Source organism: Phenylobacterium sp. (genome assembly GCF_035475775.1).
Taxonomy (GTDB): domain Bacteria; phylum Pseudomonadota; class Alphaproteobacteria; order Caulobacterales; family Caulobacteraceae; genus Phenylobacterium.
In genome coordinates this window covers 1-22,245 of sequence record NZ_DATIMC010000030.1, presented here as the reverse complement: position 1 = coordinate 22,245, position 22,245 = coordinate 1, and the positions used below count along the sequence as shown (strand labels likewise).

General features: G+C 72.0%; 16 protein-coding genes. 5 read left to right on the top strand and 11 right to left on the bottom strand.

The window, feature by feature from the left end; translation table 11 throughout:
• Together VLI41_RS03935 and VLI41_RS03930 are read left to right on the top strand one after the other, a co-directional pair.
• Window positions 1–455 (top strand): GMC oxidoreductase (locus VLI41_RS03935; RefSeq protein ID WP_325266753.1); only part of this gene is annotated, 455 nt, incomplete at its 5' end.
• A gap of 11 nt (window positions 456–466) precedes the next feature.
• Complete coding sequence (locus VLI41_RS03930) at window positions 467–1,912, top strand: cytochrome c (RefSeq protein ID WP_325266752.1); 1,446 nt, start codon at window positions 467–469, stop codon at window positions 1,910–1,912.
• A gap of 192 nt (window positions 1,913–2,104) precedes the next feature.
• Here VLI41_RS03930 and VLI41_RS03925 read toward each other — a convergent pair whose 3' ends face one another.
• Genes VLI41_RS03925 through VLI41_RS03905 form a run of 5 tightly spaced genes read right to left on the bottom strand, consistent with a single transcriptional unit; the run spans window position 2,105 to window position 8,424 of the window.
• A complete protein-coding gene (locus tag VLI41_RS03925) occupies window positions 2,105–3,481 on the bottom strand; it encodes an alpha-hydroxy acid oxidase (RefSeq protein ID WP_325266751.1) in 1,377 nt (458 codons plus the stop codon).
• Window positions 3,469–5,115: a GMC family oxidoreductase gene (locus VLI41_RS03920; RefSeq protein WP_325266750.1), complete on the bottom strand. Its 1,647-nt coding sequence runs from the start codon at window positions 5,113–5,115 to the stop codon at window positions 3,469–3,471. The genes VLI41_RS03925 and VLI41_RS03920 overlap by 13 nt, the downstream gene beginning before the upstream one ends.
• Window positions 5,112–5,711 carry a gluconate 2-dehydrogenase subunit 3 family protein gene (locus VLI41_RS03915; protein ID WP_325266749.1) on the bottom strand — a complete coding sequence of 200 codons (600 nt, stop codon included), beginning with the start codon at window positions 5,709–5,711 and terminating at the stop codon, window positions 5,112–5,114. Before VLI41_RS03915 ends, VLI41_RS03920 begins: the two co-directional genes overlap by 4 nt.
• Complete coding sequence (locus tag VLI41_RS03910; protein ID WP_325266748.1) at window positions 5,711–6,640, bottom strand: hypothetical protein; 930 nt, start codon at window positions 6,638–6,640, stop codon at window positions 5,711–5,713. The genes VLI41_RS03915 and VLI41_RS03910 overlap by 1 nt, the downstream gene beginning before the upstream one ends.
• Window positions 6,637–8,424 (bottom strand): thiamine pyrophosphate-requiring protein, encoded by a 1,788-nt coding sequence (locus VLI41_RS03905; protein ID WP_325266747.1) that lies wholly within the window; start codon window positions 8,422–8,424, stop codon window positions 6,637–6,639. Before VLI41_RS03905 ends, VLI41_RS03910 begins: the two co-directional genes overlap by 4 nt.
• Before the next feature lie 207 nt (window positions 8,425–8,631).
• Between VLI41_RS03905 and VLI41_RS03900 the strand changes: the two genes are divergently transcribed.
• Both VLI41_RS03900 and VLI41_RS03895 read left to right on the top strand, forming a co-directional pair.
• A complete protein-coding gene (locus VLI41_RS03900) occupies window positions 8,632–10,797 on the top strand; it encodes an AGE family epimerase/isomerase (RefSeq protein ID WP_325266746.1) in 2,166 nt (721 codons plus the stop codon).
• 90 nt (window positions 10,798–10,887) lie between these two features.
• Window positions 10,888–12,411 (top strand): MDR family MFS transporter, encoded by a 1,524-nt coding sequence (locus VLI41_RS03895; RefSeq protein ID WP_325266745.1) that lies wholly within the window; start codon window positions 10,888–10,890, stop codon window positions 12,409–12,411.
• A 64-nt stretch (window positions 12,412–12,475) separates the two neighbouring features.
• On the opposite strand, the gene VLI41_RS03890 is transcribed toward VLI41_RS03895, so the two are convergent.
• The 6 genes from VLI41_RS03890 to VLI41_RS03865 form a co-directional block, all read right to left on the bottom strand.
• Complete coding sequence (locus VLI41_RS03890; protein ID WP_325266744.1) at window positions 12,476–12,913, bottom strand: glycine zipper 2TM domain-containing protein; 438 nt, start codon at window positions 12,911–12,913, stop codon at window positions 12,476–12,478.
• Window positions 12,914–13,386: 473 nt separating this feature from the next.
• Entirely contained in the window at window positions 13,387–14,397 is a 1,011-nt protein-coding gene (locus VLI41_RS03885) for an NAD-dependent epimerase (RefSeq protein ID WP_325266743.1), read from the bottom strand.
• A gap of 89 nt (window positions 14,398–14,486) precedes the next feature.
• On the bottom strand, window positions 14,487–15,332 hold the full coding sequence (locus VLI41_RS03880) for a glycosyltransferase family 2 protein (protein ID WP_325266742.1): 846 nt from the start codon (window positions 15,330–15,332) through the stop codon (window positions 14,487–14,489).
• 63 nt (window positions 15,333–15,395) lie between these two features.
• On the bottom strand, window positions 15,396–17,756 hold the full coding sequence (locus VLI41_RS03875; protein ID WP_325266741.1) for a TonB-dependent receptor: 2,361 nt from the start codon (window positions 17,754–17,756) through the stop codon (window positions 15,396–15,398).
• 48 nt (window positions 17,757–17,804) lie between these two features.
• Window positions 17,805–18,767 (bottom strand): FecR family protein, encoded by a 963-nt coding sequence (locus VLI41_RS03870; protein WP_325266740.1) that lies wholly within the window; start codon window positions 18,765–18,767, stop codon window positions 17,805–17,807.
• A 115-nt stretch (window positions 18,768–18,882) separates the two neighbouring features.
• Window positions 18,883–19,443, bottom strand: coding sequence for an RNA polymerase sigma factor (locus tag VLI41_RS03865; RefSeq protein ID WP_325266739.1), 561 nt, complete (start codon window positions 19,441–19,443; stop codon window positions 18,883–18,885).
• A gap of 443 nt (window positions 19,444–19,886) precedes the next feature.
• On the opposite strand from VLI41_RS03865, the gene VLI41_RS03860 reads away from it, so the two are divergent.
• Complete coding sequence (locus VLI41_RS03860; RefSeq protein ID WP_325266738.1) at window positions 19,887–21,737, top strand: phosphoenolpyruvate carboxykinase (GTP); 1,851 nt, start codon at window positions 19,887–19,889, stop codon at window positions 21,735–21,737.
• Window positions 21,738–22,245 lie beyond the last annotated feature (508 nt).

Here is a 22,245-nt window from a genome sequence, read left to right as displayed (position 1 = left end):
ACGGCTCGGTGATGAGCCACCGCGGCAACTACCTCGACCTCGATCCGACCTACCGCGACGTCTACGGGCGGCCGCTGCTGCGGATGACCTTCGACTTCACCGACAACGAGCACCGGATGAGCGACTACATCACCGACCGCGCGGCCGAGGTGGCGCGGGCGATGAACCCCGCCTCGATCAAGGTGAACTATCGCAAGGGCAGCTGGGACGTCGTCCCCTACCAGACGACCCACAACACCGGCGGGGCGATGATGGGCGTCGACCCGAAGTCGAGCGCGGTGAATCGCTACCTGCAGAGCTGGGACGTCCCCAACCTGTTCATCATGGGCTCCAGCGCCTTCCCGCAGAACCCCGGCTACAACCCGACGGGCACGGTGGCCGCGCTCGCCTACTGGTCGGCGCAGGCGATCCGCGAGAGATACCTCAAGTCGCCCGGCCCGCTGGTCCAGGCATGAGCCCCCGGGGAGTGACAGCGGCGTTCGCCGGGCTCGTGCTGGCGGGCCTGATCGCCGCCGTCGCGCTGCATCCGGGGCCCGCCAGGAGCCAGGCGCCCGCTCCGCCGGCCGATCCGCAGCTGGTGGCGCGCGGCGCCTACCTCACCGCCGCCGGCGACTGCCAGGCCTGCCACACCGCCCCCGGCGGACAGCCGTTCGCGGGCGGGCTGCCGGTGAAGACGCCGTTCGGGACGATCGTCTCGGCCAACATCACGCCGGGCGGCATCGGCGACTGGACGCCCGACCAGTTCTACCGCGCCCTGCACCAGGGCGTGGACGACGAAGGAAAGCACCTCTATCCGGCCTTCCCGTACAACTATTACACGCTGCTCACCCGGCCCGATTCCGACGCCATCTTCGCCTACCTGAAGACGCTGCCGGCGTCCTCGAACAACCCGAACCGCAACCAGCTGCCGTTCCCGTTCAACATCCGCTTCTTCGTGCGCTTCTGGAACCTGCTGTTCCTGAAGCAGGGCCCCTTCCGGCCCGACCCGCACAAGTCGGCCGAGTGGAACCGCGGCGCCTATCTCGTCGAGGCGCTCGGCCATTGCCAGGCCTGTCACACGCCGTCCAATTTCCTGGGCGGACCGAAGCGGGACCAGGCCTTCCGCGGCGGGACCTTCCCCGGCTGGTTCGCCCCGGACCTGACGCCCAACCGCCGCACGGGCCTCGGGAGCTGGAGCCGCGCGGACCTGATCGAATTCCTCAAGACCGGCCGCAACGCCCACGCCCAGGCCTCGGGCGAGATGGGCGAGGTGGTGGCCTACTCGACCTCGCACCTGACGGACGCCGACCTGGACGCCATCGCGACCTACGTCACCGACCGGCCCGCCTCGCCCGCCATCCAGGTCAAGGCGCCCGATCCGGCGGTCATGCGCCAGGGCGAGGCGATCTTCGTCGACAGCTGCTCGGCCTGCCATCGCATGGACGGGCGCGGCACGCCGCGCTTCTTCCCGCCGCTGGCGGGCGATGCGAACCTGCAGCAGCGCGATCCCGCGACCAGCCTGCGCTTCATCCTGGCCGGCGTCCGGACCACGCCCACGGCCAATGCGCCCACGCCGCTCTCCATGCCCGCCTACGCCTGGAAGCTGAGCGACGATCAGCTCGCCGCGGTCGCCACCTATGTGCGCAATGCGTGGGGCAACGCCGCCCCGGCGGTCTCGGCGCACGACATCGCCAAGCTCCGCAAGAGCCTGACCTTCGGCCCGGGCCCGGCCGGCGCGGTCCAGCATGGCGACCTCGCCCGGCCCGGTCCCGAGACCTTGAGCCTGCCCAACACCATGAGCGGCGACAACGGCACGGCCAACGCCGGCCGCGCCGCCCCGGCGTCCGCGGGATCCGGCGGCCGCTCCGGCGCGCAGAACGGCGGCGCGAGCCAGGGCCACCCGGCCGGCGTCACCGCGGGCGGGCCGGGGTAGCATCCGGCCCCGGCGGGGCGGTCACGGTTGTCCGGAAGTCCGCCGCCCAGGGCCCGGCTTGGCCGTACGCTCCGACCCTGGGCGGCTTTCCCGAACGTCCTGACCAGGCGATGGCGACGACCTTGCAGGAACGTCCGATGGCGATGGCGGTCTGTGCAGGAGGAACGACGCCGCTCCGCGCATCAGATCGTGTCACGAGCTAATATCGGAATCAACGGCGGCTGAGGGCGTTCGCATCAGGAATTGCGGGCCGAGCTCGGCCACGGAGCTCGCGCCCAGCAGGCCCATGGCGTTCAGCGCCTCGCTCTTGAGGATCTCCAGCGCGCGGCCGACGCCGGCCGCGCCGGCCGCCGCCACGCCATAGAGCGGGGCGCGTCCGGCCATCACCGCATCGGCGCCCAAGGCGATCGCCTTCAGCAGGTCGGCGCCGCGCCGCAGCCCGCCGGTCACCTGCAGGGCCATGCGGTCGTCCACGATCCTGCGCGCCTCGGCCACGAGGTCGAGCGCCGAGACCGTCCAGTCGAGCTGGCGCCCGCCATGGCTGCCGAGCACCACGCCGTCGACGCCGGCGTCGAGCGCCCGGCGCACGTCGTCGAGGTTGAGCAGGCCCTTGAGCAGGAACGGCTTCTTCCAGCGATCGCGGATCCTGGCCACCGTGTCCCAGGACATCGAGGTGGGCTGGTGGTCGCGGATCCACATGGCGCTGGCGAAGAAGCTCCGGTGGGCCTTCGGCACGAAGTCGATGACGTTCTTGAACGCCGGCATGCCCTGCGTGGCCAGCGTCCGGGCCAGCCAGCCGGGATGCAGGGCCGCGTCGGCCACCGAGGAGACGGAGAGCCGCCTGGGCGAGGCCTCGTTGCGCCGCTCCCACTCGCGGTTGCCGAAGATCTGGGTGTTGGTGGTCAGCACCAGCGCCTCGCAGCCGGCCCGCTCGGCGCGGGCGACCAGCTCCTGCCAGACCTCTTCGCCGCCAAACACGTAGAGTTGCCACCAGTGGCGCAGCCCGGGGATCTTGCCCACGTCCTCCATGCTCTCGTTCGACATGGTCGATTGCACGAACGGCAAGCCGGAGGCCGCCGCCCCGCGGGCGAGGTCGATGTCGGCCTGGTTGCGGAACACGCCGTTCAGTCCGGTGGGGGCCACGATCAGCGGCGCAGCCGCGGGCCTGCCGAGGATCTGCGTCTCCAGCGTCCGGTGCGAGACGTCGACCAGGGTCTTCGGCGTGAAGCGCCACTCGGCGAACGCCCGCCGCTCGCGCATCAGCGTGGCCTCGTCCTCCGCGCCGCCCTCCAGGTATTCGAGCGCGAAGCGCGGCAGGCGCCGGTGGGCCATGGCCCGCAGGTCCTCGATGGCCACGGCGCGCTTCAGGTTGTGGCCGGTGTAGTAGCGCCGCTCGGGCGTGCCGTTCAGCTGCGCCAGCTTGGTGTGCCGGTTGGGCTCGGCGGTGGTCGAGGACCCGCCCACCCGCTGCAGGGCGGCGTAGGCCGCTGCGCCGGCGGCGCCGGCCGCCAGCAGCGGCAGGGCGCGGGCCAGCGGCGGGGCGGGCGCGGTTCGGGTCAGGGCGCGCATGCGAGCTCTCCGCGTCGGGCGAGGGTCTTGATCCGCTCGCCGATCCGGCAGGCCAGCGCCTGGATGGTCAGCGAGGGGTTCACCCCGCCGCTGGTCGGGAACAGCGAGCCGTCGCAGATCCACAGGTTGGGGATCTCCCAGGTCCGGCCGTCGGCGTTGACGACGCTGGTGCGCGGGTCGGCGCCCATCCGGCAGGTCCCGAGCAGGTGGCTGGTGTCCTTGCTGGTCCACAGCTCGCGGCCGCCCGCCGCCTCGAGCATCTCGCTCATGAACCTCAGCGAATGGCGCTGCAGCGCGCGGTCGTTCTCCGAGTAGCCGAACACCACCTTCGGGATCTTCAGCCCATAGCCGTCGGTCTCCTCCGCCAGCTCGACCCGGTTCTGCACCCGGGGCTCGGTCTCGGCGACGGGCGCGAAACCTGCCGTGTGGTTATACTTCAGCATCTCCTCGCGCAGCGCCGGGCCCCACAGGCCCCTGGCCGTCGCCACCGTCTGCGCCCAGGCCATCGGCAGCGGCCCCTGGCTCATGAAGGCGTAGCCGCCGCTGAAGTCCTTGCCCTCGTCGACGTAGTTCCAGTGCTCGCAGACCGCCATGTTGGGCGGCCCCTTGTACCAGCGGATCTCCTCCTCGAAGCTCGCCCAGACGCCGGGGCTGGCGTGGGTCATCAGGTGTGTCCCGACCAGGCCCGAGGCGTTGGCCAGACCGTCGGCGAACTGCGGGCAGGCGGAGTTCAGCAACAGCCGCGGGGTCTCGATCGCATAGCCCGCCACCACCACGTTGCGCGACCGCTGAAAGCGCTCTTCGCCTTCGCGCCGGTAATGGACCCCGGTGGCGAGCCCGTCCGCGCCCATCGCGATGCGGGTGACCATGGCCATGTCGCGGACCTCCGCCCCGGCCGAGAGCGCCCGCGGGATCCAGACCACCAGCGCGCTCTGCTTGGCGTTCGTCGAGCAGCCGAAGTTGCAGAAGCCGCGGTAGACGCAGGGCGGGCTCTTGCCCCTCGGCGCCGAAACGGTCGCGAGCGGGGTGGCGCACCACTTCACGCCGAGCTTCTCGGCCCCGCGGCCCAGCACCAGCCCCGGCGCGTTCACCTCATGCGGCCGGTAGGGGTAGGGGCCGCGCAGAGGCCCCCACGGGTAGCGCACCGGGCCCGAGACCCTCAGCGCCTGCTCGGCTTCCGCATAGTAGGGCCGCAGCTCCTCGTAGCTGATCGGCCAGTCGATCCCGTAACCCAGCCGCGAGCGCGCCTTGAACCACTCCGGCCGGAAGCGCAGAGAGATCATGCTGAAGTGGATCGTCGAGCCGCCGACGCCGCGGCCCGAGTTGTTGCCGCCCAGCGCGATCGGATCGTCGCCGGTGGTGATCCTGGGATCGGTCCAGTAGAGCTTCTGCTGCTCCAGCTCGTCGGAGGCGAACTCGTCGAGCGGCCGCCAGAACGGCCCGGCGTCGAACACCACCACCGAGAAGCCGGCCTCGGCCAGCTTGGCCGCCAGCGTCGCCCCGCCCGCACCCGCGCCGACGATCGCGAAGTCCACCGGCTCGCGATCGGGGAAGCCGGCCATGGGCACGAACCCGCCGGGCGTGAACACGTCCGGCGCGCGGCCGTCCCGGGCGCGCGGCGCCTCGGGGATCATGGCGCAGCCTCGCGGGCTTCCCACGGATCGGTCTCGTCGAGCCCCAGGCGGACATAGCCGCGGGGGCTCGCCGGGCCGCCGAAGCCGATCTCGCTCCAGGCGCTGGGATGGGCGTAGTAGAGGCCGGCGACGATCTTGAGCAGCGCCCCGGAAAAGAACTTGGCCGGATCCATGCCCTGCCACGCCGCGCGGTCCGCCTCGCCCGTCTGGACGGCCCGCAGCACAGCGTCCTGGTGCTCGGCGGGCGCATCGGCGAAGTCCGTTGCATGGCGCGCCCGCGCCTCGGCCTCGATCGCCGCCAGGCCCAGGCGCCAGGCGTCGCGCATCGGCGGCATGGCGGCGTCGCGATAGCCCTGGTCGCGCCCCTCGGCCAGGAAGGCGTCGAGCATGGCGGCGAGCGGGACCGGCTCGGCGCGGTCCGGTTGCGGGATCAGGCGGCCGACGATGGCCTCGACCAGCCGCCGCTCGGCCGGCGAGAAGAACCGCGCGGGCGCAGGCTCGGCGATGCGCCGCCGCAGGGCCGCGCGCGTGGTCTCGTCGAAGGAGGGCGTGCGCCACTTCGCAAGCACGTCGTAGCCGGGATAGCGCTGCGCCATCAGCCGGCCCCGGCCTCGCCGAGCGCCAGGGCCGAGAGCCCTGCGATGGCGAGCGCGGTGAACGCCGGCGGCGCGGGGATCGGCGGCCCGTCCACCAGGTTCTGCCGCCAGTTCCGCCAGCCGCCCATGGCCCGCGAGATCCCGAAGGCGTGGAAGCCCACCCCGCCCAGGCCGACGGCGGCGGTCAGCATCAGCCAGCCGCGGGTCAGCGGCCGCGGCTTGCGCCCGCCCTCCGCGGCGGCCCTGGCGAGCAGCGCCGCGCCCACCGGCGGCAGGCTCACCGGGACCCACATGAAGGGGTTCTGGAAGGCGCCTCGGAAATGCAGCAGCCCGGCTTCCCCGACCGTGCCCGCCAGGCCGAAGGCCGCCAGCGCGGCGAGCTTGCGCCCGGCCCCGCGCCAGCCGCGCCGGGCGGCGCCGGCCGCCAGCCCCAGCACGCCCGCCAGGCTGAGCGCCGCCGGCGCCCCGATCGGGGCGGCGTAGAACAGGTTGGCCCAGTTCAGCCGCCCGGGGCGCTTGAAGATGTTGAACAGGTGGAAGCCGAGCCCGGCCGCGCCGACGGCGGCCGCCGCCGCATAGACCGCGTCCTTGCCACGCCCTGCGCCCGCGGCGTCCGAGGCCGCGGCGGCGACGGTCGCAGCCGAGGCCACCAGCGGGGTGTACATGCCGGGGTTGCGGTAGCTCCCGCGGTAGTGCTCGAGGGCGCTGTCCAGCAGCACCGAGAGCGCCAGCAGGCCGGCCGCCGCATAGACGCCCATCACCTGCGGCCCTGCCGCCGCCGTTCGCCGCCCGGCGCGCGGCCGCTCCGGCAAGAGCGCCGCGCCCAGGCTGCCGCCGCCGCCCAGCGCCAGCGCCGCCGTCCCGAGCGCCAGCGCCGCGGCCGGCTCGCCGGCGCGCGGGCGCCTGCGCCGTCGCGCCCGACCGCTCATTCCTCGTCGCGCGGGAAGACGCCCGAGAACACCTGCCGCGCCGAGCCCTTGATCAGCGCCGCCTCGTCAGGATCGCCGTGCAGCAGGGTCTTCATGAACTGCTTGGCCTGCTCGAAGCTGATGTGGGCCGGCAAGGGCGGCACCTCCGGGTCGGTCTTGAACTCGACGACCACCGGGATGCGGCTGGCCAGCGCCTCGTCCCAGCAGTCGCCCACGTGATGCGGGTCGTCGCAGTAGATGCCCTTCAGGCCGATCAGCTCGGCGAAGCTGTGGTAGGGCACGTTGGGGAGCTTCTGGGTCGCGTCGAACTTCGGGAACCCGGCCATCACGCGCTGCTCCCAGGTGACCTGGGTCAGGTCCTCGTTGTTGAACACGCAGCAGATCCAGCGCCCGTCTTCCCAGTCCTTCCAGTATTTCGACACGGTGATCAGCTCGGCCATGTTGTTCATCTGCATGGCGCCGTCGCCGACCATGGCGATCACCGGCCGGCGCGGGTGGGCGAACTTGGCGGCGATGGCATAGGGGACCGCCGCCCCCATCGAGGCCAGCCCGCCGGAGAGCGAGCAGGTCATGCCGCGCCGGATCTTCAGGTCGCGGGCGTACCAGTTGGCGCAGGAGCCGGAGTCCGAGGTGACGATGACGTCGGCCGGCAGCCGGGGCGAGAGCTCCCAGGCGACCCGCTGCGGGTTGATCGGATTGGCCGGCTGCATGGCGCGGTGCTCCATCACCTTCCACCACTCGCCCATCCCCTTCTCGATCCCCTCGCGCCAGGACCGGTCGGCCTTGCGCTGGATGAGCGGCAACAGGGCGCGCAGCGTCGCCGCCGCGTCGCCGTGCAGGTTGACCTCCATCGGGTAGCGGATCGAGAGCATCGAGGCGTCGATGTCGATCTGCACCCCGCGCGCCTGGCCGTCGGCCGGCAGGAACTCCGAATAGGGGAAGCCCGAGCCCACCATCAGCAGGGTGTCGCAGTCCTGCATCATGTCGTAGCTGGGCTTGGTGCCGAGAAGCCCGATGCCGCCGGTCACGAACGGCAGGTCGTCGGGGATCACCGCCTTGCCCAGGAGCGCCTTGGCGACGCCCGCGCCCAGCCGCTCGGCGATGTCGATCACCTCGTCGGCCGCGCCGAACGCGCCGGCGCCGATCAGCATCGCCACCTTCGTCCCGCTGTTCAGCACCTCGGCCGCGTGGCGGAGGTCGGCTTCCGTCGGGACCATGACCGGCCGCGAATAGCCGATGCCGGAGCGGATCGCCCCATGCTTGCGCGGCGGCTCCTCATAGGGCTCCTCCTGCAGGTCGCCCGGCAGCACCAGGATGCAGACCCCGTTGCGCGACTTGGCGATCCGCAGGCCGCGGTCGACCATGTGGCGAAGCTGCGGCGCGGTCTCCAGCTCCTGCACGTACTCGGCCACGTCGGCGAACATCCGGTCGAGGTTGAGCTCCTGCTGGTAGTGGCCGCCGCGCACCGCGCGCGGCGCCTGGCCGGCGATGGCCAGCACCGGCATGTGGTCCAGCTTGGCGTCGTAGAGGCCGGTGATCAGGTGCGAGGCGCCCGGTCCGCCGGTCGACAGGCACACGCCCAGCTCGCCGGTGAACTTGGCGTAGGCCGAGGCCATGAAGGCCCCCATCTCCTCGTGCCGGACCTGGACGAAGTCGATCTTGCCCTTGGCCCGCTCCAGGGCGCCCAGCACGCCGTTTATCCCGTCGCCGGGATAGCCGAAGATCCGGCGCACGCCCCAGGCGTGGAGCCGTTCGATCAGGAAGTCGCCGACGGTTTGGGTCATGGTGGGTCCAGTCCATGCGAGGGGCGGAGGGCTGCAGCACTGCCGCGCACCATCAACGCGCGGCGACCGCAGAAGCTTCGCTTCCATCGTGTGTGGGCTGACAACCGGGGGCGATGGATCGGGTTCCGATGTACCTCGCCTGCGCGCATTGCGTGTCTCGACCGCGGCGGCGCGCTCGACCATAAAGGGCGCTCCGAGGGGGGATGCTTGGCGCTTCATCCGGTGATCATGTGCGGCGGCTCGGGAAGCCGGCTCTGGCCGGTTTCGCGGCCGGATCGACCGAAGCAATTCATCCCGCTGGTCGGCGAGCGCTCCAGCTTCCAGGAGACCGCGCTGCGGGTGGCCGGCCTCGCCGGCGCCGCCTCGCCCGTGGTGATCGCCGGGCTCCGGCACCGCGAGATCATCGAGGCCCAGCTCGCCGAGATCGGCGTGCAGGCGATGTTGCTCCTGGAGCCGGAGGGCCGCGATTCGGCGCCGGCCATCGCCGCGGCGGCCGCCTGGATCGCCTCGCGCGACCCCGAAGGCGTGGCGGTGATCGTCTCGGCCGACCACTACATCCCCGACCCCGCCGCCTTCGCCGCCGCCATCGCCCGCACGCTCGCGCCCGCCCGCGCCGGCCGCATCGTCACCCTGGGCGTCCGCCCGAGCGAGCCCTCGACGGCCTATGGCTACATCCGTCCCGGGAAGGCGAAAGCATCGGTCAAGCCGGTCGAGGCCTTCGTGGAGAAGCCCGCCGCCGACCTCGCCCGCCGTTACGTGGCGCAGGGCTATCTGTGGAACAGCGGCAACTTCGTCGCTCGGGCCGCGACCCTGCTCGCCGAGCTGGAGGCGCACGCGCCACGGGTGGCCAAGGCGGCGCGCCTCGCGGTCGCCGAGGCGGCGGGCGAGGGCGCCGTGCGCGAGCTCTCCGAGGCGTTCCGCGCCGCGCCCCGGACCTCGATCGACTACGCCGTCATGGAGAAGACCGGCCGCGCCTGCGTGCTGCCGGTGGACTTCATCTGGAGCGACATCGGGGCATGGGATGCGGTGTGGGCGGTATCCGCGAAGGACTCCGATCGCAACAGCCTCTCGTTCGGGGCCCGCACGCCGGGCTCGGAGGAGGTGCTGGTCAAGGCGCCGGCCGGCGTCCAGGTGGCGGTGGTCGGGGTCAGCCGCATCGCGGTGATCGTCGAGCCCAACGCCGTGCTGGTGACCAGCCTCGACTCCGCCCAGGCCGTGAAGGACATCGCCGCGCATGGCGCCTCGGCCGTGCCGCCCGCGCCGTTCGCGACGCTGGCCGGCGCGCGCGCCTGGTACGCCAACTGGCTCGCCACCGCCGCCCTGCCGGTCTGGGCGACGCTCGGGGTCGACCCGGACACCGGCGGATTCCGCGAGGGGCTGAAGCTGGACGGCGCGCCGCACGATCCCTATCGGCGGGGCCGCGTCCAGGCGCGCCAGGTGTTCGTCTTCGCCCGCGCCGCTCAGCTCGGAATTCCCGGGCCCTGGCGCGAGGTGGCGCGCCGCGGCTTCGCGGCCTACGCCGCAAGCTTCGCACGGCCGGACGGGCTGTTCGCGATCCGCTGCGAGCTCACCGGCGCGATCTCCGATGCGCGGGTCTGCCTTTACGAGCAGGCCTTCACTCTGCTCGCCCTCTGCGCATTGTTCGAGGCGCAGGTCGAGCCCGACGCCATGCTGGCGCGCGCCGAGCGGCTGCTTGCGGCGCTGGCGGGCCATCGCCATCCCGCCGGCGGCTTCCGCGAGCGCGACGCGCATCCGTTCCAGTCCAACGCGCACATGCACCTGTTCGAGGCGGCGCTCGCCTGGGAGCAGGCGGGCGGCGACGCCCGGTGGAGCGCGCTGGCCGATGAGCTGGCGAGCCTCGCCATCGAGCGGTTCATCGACCCCCAGGGCGGGTTCCTGCGCGAGTTCTTCGACGCGGCGTGGCGGCCCGCCGCCGGTGACGACGGCCGCTGGGTCGAGCCCGGCCACCAGTTCGAATGGGCCTGGCTGCTGCAGCGCTGGTGGCGGGCGCGCGCCAGGCCGGGGATCTTCGAGACCGCGCGCAAGCTGTTCGCGACCGGCGTGCGAGGCGTCGATCGCGCCCGTGAGGTGGCGGTCAACGTGCTGTGGGACGACCTCGCGCTCCGCGACGGCTCGGCCCGGCTCTGGCCGCAGACCGAGCACCTGAAGGCGGCGCTGGCGATGGGCGACGAGGCCGAGGCGCTCTCCGCCGCGCGCGGTCTCGCCCGCTACCTGGACGTGCCGCTCCGCGGCGCCTGGCGCGACCGCATGCGCCCCGACGGCGGCTTCGAGGAGGCGCCGGCGCCGGCGAGCTCGCTCTACCACCTCGCCATGGCGGTCTTCGAGCTGGCGCCGCGGGCGGCGGGCGCCTAGCCAGCGCGCCGGCCGTCTGCGGCTACGAGAGCGTTGGTTTCCGGCTCGGCAGCCCACTATGCTCCGCGCCGGGCGGCGAGGACCACCAGCTTGGCGAATCCGCAGGACATCGCGAACCGACTGCCCATCACCGGGGCCCTGATGCTGGCCACGCTGATGAACACTCTGGATTCGACGATCGCCAATGTCGCCCTGCCACACATCCAGGGCAGCGTCTCGGCCGCCCAGGACCAGATCACCTGGGTCCTGACCTCCTACATCATCGCCACCGCGATCATGACGCCGCTCTCCGGGTGGCTGTCGGAGAAGATCGGCCGCAAGCGGATGCTGCTGCTCTCCATCGCGGGGTTCACGGCGGCCTCGATGCTCTGCGGCATCGCCACCAGCCTGCCGGAGATCGTGCTCTACCGCCTGCTGCAGGGCATCGCCGGCGCCTCGCTGATGCCGCTCTCCCAGACGGTGATGCTCGACATCTACCCGCAGCGGCTGATCCCGCGCGTGATGAGCATCTGGAGCGCCGCGGTGATCATGGGCCCCATCATCGGCCCGACGCTCGGCGGCTGGATCACCGAGAACCTCACCTGGCGGTGGGTCTTCTACATCAACCTGCCGATCGGCATCCTCGCCTTCCTGGGGCTCTACACCTTCATGGGGCACGACGAGGGCGGCCGGCAGAGGCCGTTCGACTTCCTGGGCTTCGGCACCCTGGTGATGTTCGTGCTGGGGTTCCAGGTGATGGTCGACCGCGGTCCGAGCCAGGACTGGTTCCAGTCGAGCGAGATCTGGGCCGAGCTGATCATCGCGCTGGTCGGGCTCTGGATCTTCATGATCCAGACCGCCACGGCCGAGCATCCCTTCTTCCATCGCGATCTCGCCAAGGACCGCAATTACGTCGCCTCGGTCGTGTTCGGCTTCTTCATCGGCGCCCTGTTGTTCTCGACCAGCGCGCTGCTGCCCTCGTTCATGCAGAACCTGATGGGCTACTCCGCCATGCAGAGCGGGATCGCCAGCCTGCCGCGCGGCGTCGGCTCGCTGATCTCGTTCCTCGCGATCCCGTGGCTGGTGCAGCGGTTCGGCGCGCGCGCCGTGCTGTTCACGGGCGTGCTGCTGAACGTCGTCTCGACCTGGCAGATGGGGCGCTTCGACCTCTCCATGACCGCCGAGCCGATCATGGTCGCGGGCTTCATCCAGGGGATCGGCACGGGGATGATGTTCGCCCCCCTCAACACCTTGGGCTACGCCACCCTGGACCCGCGCCACCGGGCGGAGGGCACGGTGGTCGCGACCATGGCCCGCTCGCTGGGCTCCAGCGCCGGCATCTCCATGGTGCAGGCGGCGCTGATCCGCGACGCCGCCGTGGCGCACGCCAGGCTCGCCGACCGCATCTTGCCCGGCGATCCGGTGGCCCGCGCCGTCCTGCCGGGCATCATGGACCCGGGATCCGCCGCCGGCCTGCAGGTGCTGAACGGCGAGCTCACCCGGCAGGGCACGATGGTGAGCTACGACAACGTGTTCAGTTGGATGGCGCTCAGCGTGCTGCTGCTCATTCCGTTGCTGCTGATGCTGAAGCCCGCGGCCGCGGCGCCCGCCGAGCGCGAGGTCCCGGTCGACTGAGCCGCAAACCGCGACGGCCGCGCCCCGGCAGGGCCGCGGCCGTCAAGGCGTCGCTTCGAAAACGTCAGTATGGCGCGTAGCCGTAGCCGTCGTAATAGCCGTTGTTGTAGGAACCGTTGTCGTACGGTTGATTGTAGTATCCGTTGTAGCCGTAGCGGCCGTCATAATAGCCGTTGTAATAACGGCCATTGTAATAGGTGTATCCGCCCCGACAGGCGTTCGACGACTTGGCCGAGCTGCGGCCGATGCTGTTGCCGATCGCCGCGCCGGCCAGGCCGCCCAACACCGCGCCGCCCGCGCGGGCGCCGTGGTGGCTGGGGATGTTCGAGCCGATCACCGCGCCGGCGATGCCGCCGACCACGGCGCCCGTGGTCCCGCGGTTGTGCTGGACGTGGTGGCAGGGATCCCGCCCCTCGTAATAGGTCTGGGCAGAGGTCGGAGTGGCGACCGCACCCGCCGCCAGGGCGGCGACGACGGCGCCGGAGATAGCGGCGACTTTCATGTCGTGCTCCAGTGCTTCGGTTGCGACCCCAGGACGGACGGCCCTGCGATCGGGGTCCGCATACAACACCCGAAGGGCGACATGGCTCCGAGCACGCGTGTTATTTCGCAGTCACCTGGCTGAGATGCGAGTTGTTCTTTTGCGTGGTCTGCAACGGCTCAGATTGACTGAGCGATCCTGCCGTTCAACTTAGAACGAGCGTCGCCACGATCAGCCGTGATGGACGAGGAGCACCGCCGCGCCGAGCACCAGCCAGAACAGGGCCGCTCCGCCGATCGCCAGCGCCATGCCGAGCTGCGCGCCCCGCCGGTCGCGCATGTCGGGTATCTCGGGACCGGGGGCCGGGCGGACCCACCAATGCATCCCGATCCGAGGTTCGGAGGGGGGCAGCGCGTCGGCGGCGGCATCTGGCGGCGGATGCATCAAAAGAGGTGTACGCGCACCCGCGCGCGGCGGCAACGCGGCCGATCGCCCTACCGTCCGTAGTAATCGCGGTACCAGGCGACGAAGCGCCCGACCCCTTCCTCGATGGAGACCTTGGGCTCGTAGCCGAGCGCCGCGCGAGTGGCCGCCACCGCGGCCTCGGTATTGGTGACGTCGCCTGGCTGCATGGGCAGCATCTCGAGGATCGCCCGCTTGCCGAGCGTCTCCTCGAACACCTGGATGTAGCGCATCAGCTCCACCGGCCGGCCGGCGCCGAGGTTCAGCACGCGCCATGGCGCCACCCCGCTGGTCGCCGGATCCGGGCGCAGCGGGTCCCAGGCGGGATCGACCTGCGCCGGGCGGTCCAGGGCGGCCACGACGCCGTCCACGATGTCGTCGACGTAGGTGAAGTCGCGCTGCATGCGGCCCTGGCCATAGACCTCGATCGGCCGCCCATCGAGGATCGCCGAGAGGAACTTGATCGGGCTCATGTCGGGCCGGCCCCAGGGCCCGTAGACGGTGAAGAACCTGAGCCCCGTGCAAGGGATGCCGAAGAGGTGGGCGTAGGCGTGCGCCATGGCCTCGTTGGCGAGCTTGGTCGCGGCGTAGAGGGTGATCGGATGCGTGGCCGCCTCGTGGACGCTGAACGGCAGCTTGCCGTTGGCGCCATAGACCGAGCTGGTGGAGGCGTAGACCAGGTTGCAGGCCGCTGCCGCCCGGCAGCCCTCCAGCACGTTGAGGAAGCCCACGAGGTTGGATTCCCCATAGGCGTGCGGGTTCTCCAGGCTGTAGCGGACGCCCGCCTGGGCGGCGAGGTGGATCACCGCCTGCGGCTTCGCCTCGGCGAACAGCGCCGCGACGCCTTCGCGGTCGGCGAGATCAAGGCGGGCGTGGCGGTATGTTCCGTGCGCTTCCAGGATCGCCAGCCGCGCCGCCTTCAGGCTCGGGTCGTAATAGGCGTTGAGATTGTCCAGTCCGGCGACCGCCTCGCCGCGCTCCAGCAGCCGCCGGGCCACATGGAAGCCTATGAACCCGGCCGAGCCGGTGACCAGGATCGTCACGAGGGCAACCTTGTCTCGGCGCGCCAGCCGCGCAGCCCGCGGGCTGCGTAGCCCGCCGAGGTCCCGAAGTCGACCGAAAGGCTCGGCGCTCAGCCGACTCCCAGGCGGACCACCTTGCCGGCGTCGCGCGCGCCGGTCCCGGCCTGGGCCGCCGCCCGGGCCTGCACCACTTCGCACGCCTTCACATGGGCCAGCAGCGGATAGAGCCCGCAGAGCGCCGCCAGCGCCAGGCCCCGGCCGCCCTCGCGCCAGCCCCGGCGGCCCACATAGCTGCGCAGGAACGCCGAGAGCCCGCCGCGCACCGAGCGCGACCAGGGCGGCAGGGCTCCGCCTTCGGCCAGATCCTCGGCCGCCGCCGCGCTCAGCCGATTGAGCTGGTCGAGAAGGTCGCCCATGCCTGAGCCGACGTCCTTGTGCAATTCGCCCCTCAGCGGGGCGGCGGCCGCGCCCACGGCCTCGCCGCGATCGCTGCGACGGGCGGCCCAGGTCTTGGCGCCGGGCCGATAGAGGCGCACGTCGCTCTCCACCCCGAGCGGCCCGCTCCACCCCCCGCGCAGGCGTTCGCCCGCCAGGTGGTTGGCCACCGGGATCTCGAACCAGTCGCCCTCGGGCCCCATCTTCAGCGTGGCGCGGATTTCCCAGGCCAGCGCGGAGTGGACCCGCTCGTCCGGGGCGATCTCCAGGATCCAGTCGCCGCTCGCCGCCTCCAGGCCGGCGGCGCGCCTTTGGCTCTCCAGCGGGAAGATGCCGGCGATCACCATGGCGCCATGCCGGCGGGCCACCTCGATGGAGCCGTCGGAACAGCGGTCGGCCACCACCACCACCTCATCGCAGAACCACAGCCTGCGCAGGCATTCCGACAGACGGTCTTCCTGGTTCTGCACGCAGACCAGGGCGGAAAGCTTCACCACGACCCGTCCTCCCGTGGCGGACATTCAGCCCGCCACAGCTAAGACGGCGCCTGCCGCGGCCGCCCCCCAGTCAAGCTTTCGGAATTCTTAATAATTGGCGGCCAGGCGCAGGCCCACCGTCCTGGGCCGCTGCGGCGTCGACTGGCGCACCTGGCCGAAGGTGAAGGGATTGCCGTAGGCGAAGGTGTTGCCGGCGTCGTTGCCGGGATTGGTCACGAACAGCATGGCGGTCCAGTTCGGGCCGGCGAGCTGGGCGGTCAGCTTGGCCTTGCCGTACTGGCTCATGGCGGGCGCTTGGGCGGCGTCGAACGAGAGCGTGGAGCGGCCCTCGTAGCTGGCTTCCGCCGTCAGTCTGAGCGTCAGGTTGCGGGGCAGCGGATGCTCATAGCTGACGAGGAGCCCGCCCGACAGGTTCGGCACGCTGGGCAGCCCGGCGCTCAGCTGGTCGGCGAAGTCGAGGTTGGGGTCGGCGAGCCGTGCGTGCAGCGCCAGCGCGCTCGCCTGCACCGAAAGCCCGAACCCCCACGCATAGCCCACCTCGGCCTCCAGCCCCGTGATCCGCGCGTCGCCGACGTTGACCGTGAACGGCAGGCCGGAGGGGCGGTACTGGTCGCTCTGGATGTCGGACCACCGGTCGTAGAACACCGCCGCATGCAGCAGCAGGCGATCGTCGAGGAAGGCCTGCTTGAGGCCCACCTCGTAGTTGCGCAACTGGTCCGGCGCGAAGCTCACGCGGCTCGCGCGGATCGGGAACAGGAAGCCGCCGGTGTTGAAGCCGCCCGGCCGATAGCCTTGCGAGAACAGCGCGTAGACCAGCCCGCCTCCGCCGAGTTCGCGCTGCAGCGAGAGCTTGGGCGAGAGGCCCGAGAACCGCCGTGTCCCCTCGAAGGTCCGCGAAGTCCCCGGCGGGGCGACGAGCACCAGGGCGCGCGTGCGCACGTCGGTGGCGAACGCCCTCGCCCCCAGCGAGAGGGTCCAGAGCGGGCGAAATTCGTAGGCCGCCTCGCCGTAGGCCGCCGTCTCGCGCACCCGGTCGCGCCGATGCTCGTCGTACGCCCGCGCCAGGCCGCCGGCGGGAGCGCGGATGTCCAGCGTCGAGGGGCTCTTCTCCAGGGTCGCGGCGGCGTAGAGGCCGACCAGCCAGGTGAGCGGTCCCGGCCGCGATGAGCGCAGCACGGTATCCTCCACCAGCATGCTGATCCGCGTCTTCTCGCGGTAGACGCCCACCGAGCCCGGGTCGGCGGCGAAGATCGCCAGCGCCGCCGTCGCGTCGTACTGGCTGGAGAAGGTGTGGTCGACCAGGCCGGCCGAGCTGCGCAGGCTGGCCCAACCGAGCTCGCCCCGGAGCGTCAGGCTCAGGTCGTCGAAATCGTTCTTGTGCGCTTCCCGCACCTGGCCGAGCCGCAGGTCGCGGTCGGAGGCGGAGGTCGTGTAGTGGCTGTCGTTCGAGCGCAGCCGCTGGCCGGCGGCCATCAGGTCGAGCTGCCAGGTCTCGCTGGCCTGCAGGCGCGCCGCCGCCCGACCGCCCGCCCGGGTCGTGCGGTCGATGTTCGGCAGGTTCAGGCTGACGTTGTCGATATAGCCGCCCTGCAGGTCGTAGTAGCCGACGAGGCGAACCGCCGCCCGGTCGGCGATCACGGGCAGGTTGACGAACCCCTCCGCCTCCTGGCTCGGCGAGCCGCCGTAAGTCCAGGCGAGGGCGCCCGCCCCGCCGGCGTCGTAGCGGCCGAGGTCCGGCTTGCGGGTGACGATCCGGTACACGCCGCTCAGTGAGCCCGAGCCGTAGAGCGCCCCTTGCGGCCCGCGCACCACCTCGATGCGCTCCACGTCGGCCAGCCGCAGGTCGGGGTCGGGGGCGTTGTAGTTGACCGGGGTGTCGTCCAGGTAGCTGCCGACCGTGGAGCGCGCGTGGCCGGTGAAGGCGCCGTCGGAGAGCCCCCGCAGGATCACCTTGTCCCGGCCCGGCCCGAGATTGGTGGTGAACACGCCCGAGACCTGGTCCGCGGCTTCGCCGACGTCGGCCGCGCCGGTGAGTGCGATCTGCTCGCGCGAGATGACGCTGATCGAGGCCGGCAGCCGGTTGACGCCGGCCGGGCGCTTGGTCGCCGTGACCAGCACTTCGGCGACGACGGCGGCCGGTCGGGCCGGCGCGGCGGCCGGACGCGGGACAACGGCGGAGATCCGCACAGTCCGCGGGTCCACGATCCGGAAGCTGCAGGGCGCCTCGCGGGTCACGCGGCGCAGCGCCTGCGGCAGCGTGAAGACGCCGCGCAGGGCGACCTGGCCGCCGGCGCCGCACGCGGCGGTGCCGAGCACCGAGACGTCGGCCTGGAAGCCCAGGGCGATCAGGGCGTCGGCGTAGGAGCTGGGCTCGATGGCGAGCCGGTAGCGGGCCTCCGCCGCGTCAGCCGACGTCGCGGCGAGGCTGATGCACAGCCCGCCGAGCACGCCCGCCGCACGCGTCCGCCCCCCGCAGATGATCGGCTTGTGTCCCCATCAGCGCTTGGGCGTCCCGTTGCGCTGCAAGATGACGCCCCCGCCGGAGGGTACCGCTTGGGCCGAAACCAGCAAGGCCAGGCGACGAACCACCGCAGCCTCGTCGTCCAGCACCAGCACGCCGGAGATCGGCTCGGCCGCGAGCGCCGGATCGGCGATGCGGATGGGCCTGGGGAACTGCGCGTTCAGATCCGCGACCACCTGGGCGAGCGGCTCGCCGCGGTAGACCAGCCGGCCGCTGCGCCAGCTCAGCGCCTCGGCGGGGGCGATCGGGGCGATGCGCGCCTGGGCGGCGCCCTCGGCATGCTCCAGCCGCTGGCCCGGATGCAGCCGGAAGGCCTCGCCCGGCGCGCCGGGCAGCGGGACCACCTCCACCGCGCCGCGCGCCACGCTGACCGAGAGCTGGCCCGCCCGGCGGCGCACGTCGAACTGGGTGCCGACCACCCGCACCTGCCGGTCGCCGGCGGCGATCACGAACGGCCGGGCCGGGTCGTGGGCCACGTCGAAGCCCGCCTCGCCCTCGGCCAGGGTCACGTCCCGCCCGCCTCGGCGCAGGGCGACGGTGAGCCGGGTGGCGGCGTTGAGGTCGATGCGCGAGCCGTCGGCGAGCCTCACCGTGCGGTGCTCGCCGGCGCGGGTCGCATAGGTCTGGGCGCGGCTCGCCGGGCCGAGGGCGGGCAGGATCAGCGCCGCCGCCGCCGCGGCCGCAGCGACGGCGCCCACGGCCGCATGGAAAGCTCGCAATCCGGCGCGCGGCCGGCTGCGGCGGCTCTCGAGGCCTCGCCGCACCGCCTCGGCGTTGGCGCCGAACTCCAGCCAGACGGCCAGAGCCGCGTCGTAGGCCGCAAGGTTCTCGTCCGACGCCGCGAGCCAGGCGTCGAAATCCAGCGCCTCGGCCTCCGAGAGATCGGGCGCGGCGAGCCGCACCACCCACTCGGCGGCCGCCTCGCGCCGCTGGTCCAAGGCTGTGGATCGCCCGATCATCGGAGGTCCCGGCGCGTCCGCGACGGGACGCCTGTCAGCAGCCATGACGCCGCCGCGCGGCCCCGCCCCCCAGTCGGGCTCAACCGAAGATTGGTCATTCTGCGAGCCTCGCGGACAGGTTCCTGAGCGCGGCGCTCACGTGCTTCTCCACCGACTTCACCGACAGGCCCATGGCGCGCGCGGTCTCGGCATGGCTCAGCCCCTCGAGCTTGTGCAGGCGGAACGCGCGCTGCATCTGCGGCGGAAGTTCGGCCACCGCCTCGATCAGCCGGCGCAGGCGCTGGCGCGAGGCGGCCGCCTCGTCCGCCGGCGCCTGCTCGGCGATCTCCTCGCCGCCGAGCTGGGTTCGGTTCAGCGCCCGCCAGGCGGCCTCGCGCGCGGCCGTGCGCGCCGCCCCGCGGGCCCGGTCGAGCATCAGGTTGAGGGCGATGCGATAGATGAAGGCGCCGGGATTTTCCGCCTCGCGGCCGGACGGGCGTTCGCTCAGCTTGAGGTAGAGCTCCTGCGCCAGGTCCTCCGCCTGCGCCCACGAGCCGGTCCGCGCCGCGAAGAACCGCAGCAGGGTCTCGCGGCGCGCGAGATAGAGCGCGACCAGCGGGTCGGCCGGCGGGCTGGCGCTCCCGCTATCTCTCGGATCGGGCGGCGGTTTCGGCACGATCTCCGATGTGCCCCATTCCGCGCCTTGCGCCAATCTGGCGCAGCCTGCGGGGCGGGCGGGGGGCGCTTGCGATCGGCGGCGTCATGCCGGGCGAGGCCCTGGGGCCGGGCCGCCGCTGGCGGCCGAGCGGACGTGCGGGCCGGCCTGGGGGCGGCCCGCACGTCCCCATTCGTCGGGTTGTTGGCGGGCAGGCTGCGATTCGCGTCGGCCGGCCGTGCGATTCGCCTTCGAGATGCCTGGCGAAGCCTTCGGCGGCCGGGTGGCCCGGTCGAGAGACTGTGAACCGAAGCCGCTGATCCAACGGCGCTTTTGTGCGTTGTGAGCACGGCCAAGCCAAGTCGCGGGGCCGGCGGGTAGGATTCCGACCGAACTGGACTTATGAACTTTTCCTTCTGGTCGCCCGAGTGATGGTGCGATCATGAGCCAGGGAGCTTTTTCGTATGACCGAGCGCATCATCCCCGGACTCGAGCCTGCGCCGACCCAGCATCGAGGCCTCGTCCGGTGGGTGCGTGAGATCGCCGAGCTGACCCGGCCGGAGCGGGTTCGGTGGTGCGACGGCTCGCAGGCCGAATGGGACGAGCTCACCGAGGAGCTGGCGCGCGCGGGCACCCTGAAGCGGCTCAATCCCGAGAAACGGCCCAATTCCTTCTACGCCGCCTCCGATCCCAAGGACGTGGCCCGCGTCGAGAGCCGCACCTTCATCTGCTCCGAGAAGCCCGAGGACGCCGGCCCCACCAACAACTGGCTCGATCCGGCCGAGATGCGGGCCGACCTGAAGGACCTGTTCAAGGGCTGCATGCGCGGCCGCACGATGTACGTGGTGCCGTTCTGCATGGGCCCGCTCGGCTCCAAGATCAGCGCCGTCGGCGTGGAGATCACGGATTCGGCCTACGTCGCCGTATCCATGAAGATCATGACCCGGATGGGCAAAGCCGCCCTCGACCAGCTCGGCGAGGACGGCTTTTTCGTTCCCGCCGTCCACTCGGTGGGCGCGCCGCTGGAGCCCGGCCAGAAGGACGTCGCCTGGCCCTGCAACGACATCAAGTACATCGTTCACTTCCCGGAGAGCCGGGAGATCTGGTCCTACGGCTCCGGCTACGGCGGCAACGCGCTGCTCGGCAAGAAGTGCTTCGCCCTGCGCATCGCCTCGGTGATGGCCCGCGACGAGGGCTGGTTCGCCGAGCACATGCTGATCGTCAAGCTGACCCCGCCCAAGGGCCAGCCGCACTACATGGCCGCCGCCTTCCCCAGCGCCTGCGGCAAGACCAACATGGCCATGCTGGTCCCGACGCTGCCCGGCTGGAAGGCCGAGACGGTCGGCGACGACATCTGCTGGATGCGGTTCGGCGAGGACGGCCGGCTCTATGCGGCCAATCCGGAGGCGGGCTTCTTCGGCGTCGCGCCCGGCACCGGGCTGAAGACCAACCGCAACGCCATCGCCGCCCTGCACGCCAACTGCATCTTCACCAACGTGGCGCTCACCGACGACGGCGACGTGTGGTGGGAAGGGCTGACGCCCGAGCCGCCCGCGCACCTGATCGACTGGCGCGGCCGCGACTGGACGCCGGCGAGCCCCGAACCCGCCGCCCACCCGAACGCCCGCTTCACCGCGCCGGTCTCGCAATGCCCGGTGGCCGCCTCGGAGTGGGAGGATCCGAACGGCGTGCCGATCTCGGCGATCCTGTTCGGCGGCCGCCGCGCCACCGCCGTGCCGCTGGTCACCGAAGCCCGCGACTGGGCGCACGGGGTGTTCATGGCCTCGAACGTCGCCTCCGAAGGCACCGCCGCGGCGGAGAACAAGATCGGCGAGCTGAGGCGCGATCCGTTCGCCATGCTGCCGTTCTGCGGCTACCACATGGGCGACTACTTCGGCCACTGGCTGGCCATGGGCGAGCGGGCCGATCCCGCCAAGCTGCCGCGCATCTACTTCGTCAACTGGTTCCGCAAGGACGAGCGCGGCCGTTTCGTCTGGCCGGGGTTCGGCGACAACGCCCGGGTCCTGAAATGGATCGTCGAGCGGCTGGAGGGCCGCGCCGCGGCCATCGAGACGCCGATCGGCCTGGTGCCCGCGCCGGACAGCCTGGACGTCGACGGCCTCGGCCTCACGGCCGACCAGCTGCGGCTGCTCACCGCCGTCGATCCGGAGGTCTGGACCGAGGAGGCCGCCCTCATCCGCACGCACTATGAGAAGTTCGGCGACCGGCTGCCCAAGGCGCTCCGCGCCGAGCACGACGCCCTCGTGCGACGCCTGAAGGCCGCCCGCTCGCCGGCGATGGCCGCGGCGGAGTAGGTCCGCCCCGGCGTCGCCACATTTCGGGCCCAGCCGGGGAGGGCGAGCTCCTCGCGGTAATCGAGACAGGGCCGAGACATGGTGCTGGCCGCTCTGGTGAGCCTACTGGGATGCGCGGCCGCGGGGCTGATCGCCAGCTTGCTGCGGGTGCACCTCGCCCGGGTCTATTCGATCTAGCGCGGCTTGGCGCCTTGGCGGTCCTCGCCCAGCTCTGACACCCGTAAATTGGCGTCATCCCGGACGGCCTGAAGGGACGATCGGGGACCCAGGGCCGGGTGCGCGCCACCGCTGGGTCCCGGCTCTCCAGCCCGCTCTCGCGGGCTTCGGCCGGGATGACGGATAAAGGCGTCGGAGGACCTTGAGCGGCTCAGCCGCCGGCCACCACACGCAGGTTGGGCGCGGCCCCGCTCCGCTCGCCGCGCACCTGGGCCACCAGCCGGAAGATCGCCTCGCGCACCGCATCGCCGTCGCCGTTCGCGGTCAGCGCCTCCAGCTCGCCGATATGCGA

What these genes read in the sequence shown, in the direction of transcription:
- VLI41_RS03925 (WP_325266751.1), bottom strand. Translation starts at nt 3,481, where the DNA reads ATGCGCGCCCTGACCCGAACCGCGCCCGCCCCGCCGCTGGCCCGCGCC.
- VLI41_RS03915 (WP_325266749.1), bottom strand. Translation starts at nt 5,711, where the DNA reads ATGGCGCAGCGCTATCCCGGCTACGACGTGCTTGCGAAGTGGCGCACG.
- VLI41_RS03910 (WP_325266748.1), bottom strand. Translation starts at nt 6,640, where the DNA reads ATGAGCGGTCGGGCGCGACGGCGCAGGCGCCCGCGCGCCGGCGAGCCG.
- VLI41_RS03920 (WP_325266750.1), bottom strand. Translation starts at nt 5,115, where the DNA reads ATGATCCCCGAGGCGCCGCGCGCCCGGGACGGCCGCGCGCCGGACGTG.
- VLI41_RS03905 (WP_325266747.1), bottom strand. Translation starts at nt 8,424, where the DNA reads ATGACCCAAACCGTCGGCGACTTCCTGATCGAACGGCTCCACGCCTGG.
- VLI41_RS03860 (WP_325266738.1), top strand. Translation starts at nt 19,887, where the DNA reads ATGACCGAGCGCATCATCCCCGGACTCGAGCCTGCGCCGACCCAGCAT.
- VLI41_RS03890 (WP_325266744.1), bottom strand. Translation starts at nt 12,913, where the DNA reads ATGAAAGTCGCCGCTATCTCCGGCGCCGTCGTCGCCGCCCTGGCGGCG.
- VLI41_RS03880 (WP_325266742.1), bottom strand. Translation starts at nt 15,332, where the DNA reads ATGTCCGCCACGGGAGGACGGGTCGTGGTGAAGCTTTCCGCCCTGGTC.